Origin of the sequence: Prosthecobacter sp. (assembly GCF_044373815.1) — a bacterium.
Taxonomy (GTDB): domain Bacteria; phylum Verrucomicrobiota; class Verrucomicrobiia; order Verrucomicrobiales; family Verrucomicrobiaceae; genus Prosthecobacter.
Genome location: NZ_JBIPNG010000326.1, coordinates 1 through 7,546 on the forward strand (window position 1 = coordinate 1; position 7,546 = coordinate 7,546).

A 7,546-nucleotide genomic window follows, 5' to 3' on the forward strand; every position below is an offset into this window, starting at 1 on the left:
CATACCAGAACCTGCCATCTCCATCACAGCAGCGCTGCCCAGCCTCCAGCCTGCCCGTCTATTGAGACTTGCGCGATAGACTGACGTCCTTGTCTTGAAGGCCAACGGTCTTCCGTATTTCAGCCCAGGGGTGCCGAGCCTCAGCGAGTGCTCCCCTGGGTTCTGGCAGCAAATCCGGTAAGCAAACCCAGCGCCCCGCCACATGACGCCGGTTGCCAGCAGCGTCTGCCATGAGCCCCGCCGCGAGTTTGTCTCATTCAGGCAATGCGTTCACTTCCACCATGAACGCTCTTCTTGTCAGTCTATTGAGCAAGGTTCAACAAGCTTGAGCGAAGAACGGGCATCCAGCCTCACTTCCCCTCCGGATGCATGCCCCCGCGCGTGATGAACTCCTTGCGCGAGAGCAGCCCGTCTTTGTCCGTGTCATACTTGTCAAAGCGTTCGCCCGCGCCTTGGGCATCGGATTGATGGGTGGTGAAGTACTCACGCGTCAGCTTCCCCGCCTTCGCTTCATCCAGCTTGTCAAACTTCGCCCCGCGCTCCGCCAGATCCGCGTTGATGGGTGGCGTGGCAGCGCTCGGCTTCCCCTTCCCCGACTTGTCCCCGCGCCCATCCCCCTCACCACGAAAGCCCGCCCCCGGATTCAGCTCCGCCAGCACCGCGCTCAGCCGCTGCCGTGCCGCCACCGCCGCCGCATCACTGGAGTCCGCAGGCACCGCGATCTCTTCAAAGGGCGCGTTCTTCATGTCAAAGAGCTGCCCCGCCTCATCCATCTTCCAGCCCGCCTCACGCACATGCCAGTGACCGCCCAGCTGCGTGAAGACCCACGTGCGCGCCGGCTCCTTCTCTCCCTTCATCTGCGACAGCAGACTCCGCCCATCCATCACCCGATTCTCCGGCAGCGCTGCACCGCCGATCTCCGCAAACGTCGGCAGCAAATCGGAGGCATCCGCAAAGTTTTCATTCAGCCGGCCCGCAGGCGTCATGCCCGGCCAGTTCACGATGAAAGGCACATGCCCGCCGCCCTCCTCCATGCTGCCCTTCTGCCCCACCATGCGCCGCCCGCCGATGGTGGCCCGCTCCGCATTCGCCTTCGTCGTGCCATTGTCCCCCATGAATAGGATCACCGTGTTTTCCCTCAGCTTCAGCCGGTCCAGCTCCGCCACCAGCTTGCCGATCAGCTTGTCCATGTACGCAATGTTGTCGGAGTAGAGCCGCTGCTGCCGCGTCGCCGCATCCGCACTCAGATCCGGCGGCACACTGTCCGGCGTTGGCAGGATCTGCGAATGCACATGCGACATCGAGTAATACAGCAGAAACGGCGCATCCTTGTGCGCGTTCACAAACGAAACCGCATCCGCATGCAGCACATCCGGCATGTATTCAGCGTCCGCCAACGTGAGCTTCTTGTCGTCGATGTAATACGGGCCCGGCTTCGCACGCACCCCGCCCTCGCCCTCCCTGTCACCGCGCAGCCCATACTTCTCCACCCAGCTCCCCGCCGCCGCCTTGTTCCAGTAGATCCCGCTGCCATGAAAGCTCAGCACATGGTCAAAGCCCCACTCCGCCGCATCGCCCGCAGGCAAAATCTGCCCCCACTTGCCGATCATCGCCGTGGTGTAGCCCGCCTTCTTCAGCACCACCGGAGCCATCACCTCCGCCTTCTCCCCCGTGCGCGTCATCATGCCGCTGCCATCCTGCGTCACCGCCCCCGTGCGGAAGCCATAGCGCCCCGTGAGAATGAGCGCCCGCGAAGGCCCGCACAGCGGCGCCGTGTAGAAATGGCTGAACCTCATCCCACCCTGCGCCAGCGCATCAATGTTCGGCGTCTTGTAATGATCCGCCCCATTCGCTCCCACCTCCGCATACCCCAGATCATCCGCCAAAATAAAAACAATGTTCGGCTTCGCCGCCGCATGCACCTGAGCCAATGAAACAAGGAAGAGGGAGAAAGCGCAGACGCGCACAAAGAGAGAATGCATGCTGGTAGTGGTAATTGGCTCAAGGCCGCACGCATCAACGCGCCCCATCGCGAATAGTTGCCATCAATTATCTCAGCCCCACATCGCCCATCACCACCTCCAAATCATAAATCATAAATCAAGCCCCCCCACCACCAGCATCATTTCATCAGGAATCTCACCCACTCATCGCGTTAAAGCCCCATGCCCATGCTCCGCCGCACACGCCCTTGGCTCGCCCTCCTCCTGCTCGCCCCAGCCCTCACGCTCCTCAGCGACAGGCCCGCCGCCGCTGCAGACCCCGTTCGCAAGCCCGTGCTCGTCACCTCCAAGCGCATCTGGGACAAAGGCGCCTACAATTCCTTCACCGACCTCACCCGCTACCGCGACCAATGGTTCTGCTGCTTCCGCGAAGGCATTTCCCACGCAGGCGATGACGGCAAGGTGCGCGTCCTCCGCTCCACCGATGGCCTCGCCTGGGAATCCGCCGCACTCATCGCCGAAGACGGCGTCGATCTGCGCGATCCCAAATTCTCCCTCAAGCCCGACGGCCAGCTCATGATCGTTGCCGGCGGCTCTGTGTGGAATCAAGAGACGACGCCCCCGCTCCTCAAGACCAAGCAGCCCCGCGTCATGTTCTCCACCGACGGCCGCACCTGGACCCCGCCCGCCAAAGTCATGGAAGAAGGCCAGTGGCTCTGGCGCATCGACTGGTTCCAGGGCAGAGCGTACGGCATCAGCTACCCCTACCTCCGCGCCCAGCACCCCGATCCCGCCGTGGCCGCCGCCGCAGAGGCAGACGGCCCCGTGCCCACCGGCCCCTATCCTTGGAAAGCCCAACTCGTCACCAGCACCGACGGCTTGAAGTGGGATCTCGTCACCCATCTCGATGTCCCCGGCCGCCCGAATGAAGCCACCGTACGCATGCAGCCCGATGGCGAGATGATCGCCCTCGTCCGTCGTGAGCGAGGCACCACCTTTGGGTACATCGGCACCAGCCGCCCGCCCTACCACGAATGGCAATGGCATACCACAGAGCACCGCCTCGGCGGGCCAAACTTCATCGTCCTCCCGGACCACTCCCTCATCGCCGCAGGCCGCAGCTACCGCAAGCCCTTCTCTACCGTCATCGCCAGCATGGACCGCCAGCACTATGACATCGCCCTCACCATCCCCAGCGGCGGCAGCGACACCGGCTACCCAGGCATGGTCTGGCATGAAAACGAACTCTGGGTCAGCTACTACTCCTCTCACGAAGACAGCACCGGCAAGCCGCCCGACAACCGCCACGTCGCGCTCCCCGCCGCCATCTACATCGCCCGCATCCGCCTGGAATAGCAAAGTCCCTGCGGGCAAGGACCGTTCCAGGCAGCGTTGAGATAAAGCAAGATAGATCATCTTGCCTGTCAATGCTCAGTGCTGATGCATCCCCATGATCACCAGTGAGGCTGTGCCATCATACAAAACGCCCCAGTCGCGGGCATCGGGTTGAGCAAGGCGAGCGAGCTTCTAGGAGTTTCTGTGAAATAAATTAACAGCGCGTACATCCGCTTTATCCGAGAGCGGCGTTAGATCTAATGTCAGCGTTGAAGTTCAACCGCACCGCAGAGCCAAAGCGTTGACCTGGGCGTGAGTCTGAAAAGACTCCACGCCCTCTTTTTTTTGATTTCGCCAAATCTCTCACCCTCACCTCGTCACCCAAAACCAGTTGACGATCCGCCCGCCACAAGTTAAACACCTGTTTATAAACGCATGTTTAACTCCGCTCCATCCCGTGAACATGATGCCGAGGCGCGCCGCGATCGCCTGCTGAAGGCCGCCGCCACCGTCTTCGCCAAAGACGGCTTTGAGAAGGCCAGCCTCCGCGCCATCTGCCTGAAGGCGAAGGCCAATGTCGCCGCCGTGAAGTACTACTTCGGCAGCAAGGACGGCCTCTACCGCGAGGTCTTCCTCTCCTCCTGCCAGGACAGCATGAAGGAAGACGCCCCAGTCACCCTCGCAGACGGCGCTTCACCCGAAGACACCCTGCGCCGCTGGATTCATCACCTCCTTGATCATGTGCTGCTCAAGCGCGCCAAGAATCCCGTGAAGAGCCAGATCATGGCCCACGAAATGCGCGAGCCCACCCCCTGCCTCAACGAATTCATCAAGCTCATCGTCCGCCCCTTCCATGAGGAGCTTCAGCGCATCATCTCCGCCGTCATGGGCAGGCGCGTGGTGGATGAAGAGTGTGTCCTCTACTGCCATCACATCATCGGCCTCTGCATCCACTACGATCACTGCCGCGTCTTCGTTGACCGCCTCGGCCCGCCCGTCCCCAAGACCGCGCCCGAAGTGCAGCGCCTCGCAGACAACATCGCCGACTTCGTTCTCGGTGCCCTCACCTCCCGCCGCGCCACTCAGCCGAAACCCGCCTCACGCTCGAAAAAACAGTCATGACCTCCCCCCTCCTCAAATACGCCCCCGCACTCGCCCTGAGCGCGCTGGGTCTCGCCTTCACCGGCTGCAGCAAAGCACCCGCTGCCGCACCTGCCGCTGCGAGAAAACCTGTCGCAGCCATCTCCGTTAAAACCGCCGCCGCACAGCAAGGCCCCATGCCGCGCTACCTGCGCCTCACCGGTGAAATCACCGCCGCACAAAACGCCGCCGTCGCAGCCGACACCACCGGCAAGGTGATCGAGACCCCTGTCGAGCGCGGCACCATTGTCAAAACCGGCGATGTCCTCGTGCAGCTCGACGACCGCACCGCGCAGCTCAATCTCGCCGAAGCCGAAGCCAATGTCGTGCAGGCGAAATCCAAGCTCGATCTCGCCGAGAGCGAGGTGAAGCGCAACGAGCCGCTGGTGCAGATGAAGGCCGTGGCCGCAACAGACTTCGCCCGCATCAAAGCAGATCGCGATGGTGCAGCAGCCAGTCTCTCCGCCGCGGAAGCACGCCGCGACATGAGCAAGAAGTCCCTGGAAGACGCCACCATCCGCGCCCCGTTTGCCGGTACCGTGTCAGAGCGCTTCGTGACCGCAGGCGAATACGTCATGGCAAACTCCAAGGTCGCGCAAGTCGTCGACCTTCACCATCTGCGCCTCCTCGTGAATGTCGCGGAGCCCTCCGTCGGACTCATCCGAGTGGGGCAGACCGTGGAGTTCAGCGTGTCCCCGTTTCCTGGCGAAGTCTTCACCGGCACCGTCAAGTTCATCGGCGCCGCCGTGCGCGCTGAAACCCGCGATCTCCAGGTGGAGGCCGAGGTGCTCAACACCGACGGCCGCCTCCGCCCCGGCCTCTTCGCCGAGGCACGCCTCGCACTCCCACCGCAGACCGCCGTCACCATTCCCGCGAACGCCGTGCGCGCCGACGGAGCCAATCAAAAAATCTGGGTCGTCGAGTCCGGCCAGCTCACCGAGCGTCTCGTCGAAGTCGGAGAGACCGACAAAGACCGCATCGAAATCCGCCGTGGCGTGAAGCAGGGCGAAAACGTCGTCCTCTCTCCCGGCCCCGACGCCGCCGACGGTGTCCCCGTACTGACCACGCCTCAATCCTAACGCACCACCATGAGCGCATCGAAGCCCTCCAACGCGACCAGGAGCGCGGACCTCCGAGTCCGCAGCACCCCGCAAGCACACACCGCTCCGCATTCAGATCTCTGTGCTGGGAGCGCCGAATTTTATCGGCTCCGGGCGAACGTCCCTGCCACTCCGCGCCCTCCAGCGTCCCAATGGTATGAATAAGCACAATCGCACACAACCGGCTTAATCCCCCCTCCCCCTTTCTAAATCATGCAATGGCTCGCCCGCATCTGTGTTCAGCGCCCCGTCCTCGCCAGCGTCATCGTGCTGGTCTTCGTCGTCGTCGGCATCATCGGTTACACCCGCCTGCCGGTGGACCGCTTTCCGAAGGTGGACTTCCCCACCGTCGCCATCACCACGCGCCTCAATGGCGCCACGCCAAAGGAAGTCGAAACCCAGATCACCGACAAGATCGAAGAAGCCGTGAACACCGTCAGCGGCATCGATGAACTGCGCTCCGTCTCCAGCGAAGGCATCTCCCAGGTCATCGTCGTCTTCCTGCTGGAAAAGAACGTGGACGTCGCCGCGCAGGAAATCCGCGACCGCGTGAACCGCGTCATCGTCGATCTCCCCGACGATGCCGATCCCCCCATCGTCGAAAAGCTCGACCCCGATGCCTCGCCCATCCTCAACGTCGCGCTCACGGCAGATCGCCCCGCGCGCGAGATCACCGAATACGCAGACAAAATCCTGCGCCGTCAGCTTGAAAGCGTGCCCGGCGTCGGTCAGGCCACCCTGCTCGGCGGCCGCAAACGCCAGATCAATGTGTGGATGGACCCCGTGCGCCTGCGCTCCTTCAATCTCACCGCCATTGATGTCCAGAAAGCGCTGCGCTCCCAAAACGTGCAGATCCCCGCAGGCACCGTGAAGGACGCCGCCAGCCAGGAAGGCCTGCGCGTCCTCGGCAAAGCCGCCTCCGTCGCGGAGCTCCGCCAGATGGTCGTGCGTGAAAAAGACGGCGGCCTCGTGCGTCTCGGCGACGTCGCCCGCGTGGACGATGGCGAAGAAGAGCCGCAGACCGCCGCACGCCGCAATGGCATCCCCAGCGTCGTCATCTCTCTGCGCAAGCAATCCGGCGAAAACACCATCAAGGTGGTCGATGCCGTGCAGGAGCGCCTGGCCGAAGTGAAAAAGATCCTCCCCGCCGGCTACGAGATCAATGTCGTGCGTGACAACTCCCTCGTCATCCGCACCAGCACCCACGCCGTGCAGGAGCATCTCATCCTCGGTGCCGTGTTTGCCGCGCTCATCGTGCTGCTCTTCCTTGGAAACACCCGCGCCACCGTCATCGCCGCCCTTTCCATTCCCACCTCCATCATCGCCGCCTTCGGCGTCATGTGGGCGCAGGATGTCACGCTCAATCAGATCAGCCTCGTCGCCCTCGCGCTCGCCGTCGGCATCGTCATCGATGACGCCATCATCGTGGTGGAAAACATCGTCCATCACATGGAGGAGAAAGGCGAAAACGCGCATGACGCCGCCATCAATGGCACGCGTGAGATCGGTCTTGCCGTCATGGCCACCACGCTCTCGCTCCTCGCCGTCTTCGTCCCCGTCGCCTTCCTCAGCGGCATCGTCGGCATGTTCTTGAAGAGCTTCGGCCTCACCATGGCCTTCGCCATCGCCGTGTCCCTGCTCATCAGCTTCACCCTCGTGCCCTCCCTTGCCGCACGCATGCTCGGCCGCCGTCGCAAGAGCTGGATCGAACGCGCTCTCGACCGCGTGGTGAATGTTTTCTACCGCCCCATCGAGGCCATCTACATGATCATGCTGCGCTTCTCCATGCGCCACCGCTGGGTCATCCTGCTCGCCTGCTTCGGCGCGCTCGCCTCCCTGCCCACGCTCATGGGCATCGTGCAAAAAAGCTTCATGCCACCCACGGAAGAAGCCGAGTTCATTGTGAACATCCGCGTCCCCGAAGGCACCACCCTCGCCTCCACCGATCTCCTCGGCGAGCGCGTCGCACGCAGCATCCGCGCCCTGCCCGGCGTGGAGTCCACCCTCCTCACCATTGGTGACAATGAC

The 7,546-nt window shown here is 62.9% G+C and carries 5 protein-coding genes; 4 read left to right on the forward strand and 1 reads right to left on the reverse strand.

The genetic code is table 11. From position 1 onward, the window contains the following. Nucleotides 1-350: 350 nt before the first annotated feature. Nucleotides 351-1,982, reverse strand: a complete 1,632-nt coding sequence (locus ACIREA_RS21960; protein ID WP_397384501.1) for a sulfatase-like hydrolase/transferase — start codon at nt 1,980-1,982, stop codon at nt 351-353. Nucleotides 1,983-2,171: 189 nt separating this feature from the next. Between ACIREA_RS21960 and ACIREA_RS21965 the strand changes: the two genes are divergently transcribed. The 4 genes from ACIREA_RS21965 to ACIREA_RS21980 all read left to right on the forward strand — a co-directional run. After that, nucleotides 2,172-3,299, forward strand: coding sequence for a sialidase family protein (locus tag ACIREA_RS21965; protein ID WP_397384502.1), 1,128 nt, complete (start codon nt 2,172-2,174; stop codon nt 3,297-3,299). Nucleotides 3,300-3,713: 414 nt separating this feature from the next. Next, nucleotides 3,714-4,400 (forward strand): TetR/AcrR family transcriptional regulator, encoded by a 687-nt coding sequence (locus ACIREA_RS21970; protein ID WP_397384503.1) that lies wholly within the window; start codon nt 3,714-3,716, stop codon nt 4,398-4,400. After that, on the forward strand, nt 4,397-5,497 hold the full coding sequence (locus ACIREA_RS21975; protein ID WP_397384504.1) for an efflux RND transporter periplasmic adaptor subunit: 1,101 nt from the start codon (nt 4,397-4,399) through the stop codon (nt 5,495-5,497). The genes ACIREA_RS21970 and ACIREA_RS21975 overlap by 4 nt, the downstream gene beginning before the upstream one ends. 234 nt (nt 5,498-5,731) lie before the next feature. Next, the coding region (locus ACIREA_RS21980) for an efflux RND transporter permease subunit (protein ID WP_397384505.1) at nt 5,732-7,546 on the forward strand (1,815 nt) is incomplete at its 3' end.

What these genes read in the sequence shown, in the direction of transcription:
- ACIREA_RS21960 (WP_397384501.1), bottom strand. Translation starts at nt 1,982, where the DNA reads ATGCATTCTCTCTTTGTGCGCGTCTGCGCTTTCTCCCTCTTCCTTGTT.
- ACIREA_RS21965 (WP_397384502.1), top strand. Translation starts at nt 2,172, where the DNA reads ATGCTCCGCCGCACACGCCCTTGGCTCGCCCTCCTCCTGCTCGCCCCA.
- ACIREA_RS21970 (WP_397384503.1), top strand. Translation starts at nt 3,714, where the DNA reads ATGTTTAACTCCGCTCCATCCCGTGAACATGATGCCGAGGCGCGCCGC.
- ACIREA_RS21975 (WP_397384504.1), top strand. Translation starts at nt 4,397, where the DNA reads ATGACCTCCCCCCTCCTCAAATACGCCCCCGCACTCGCCCTGAGCGCG.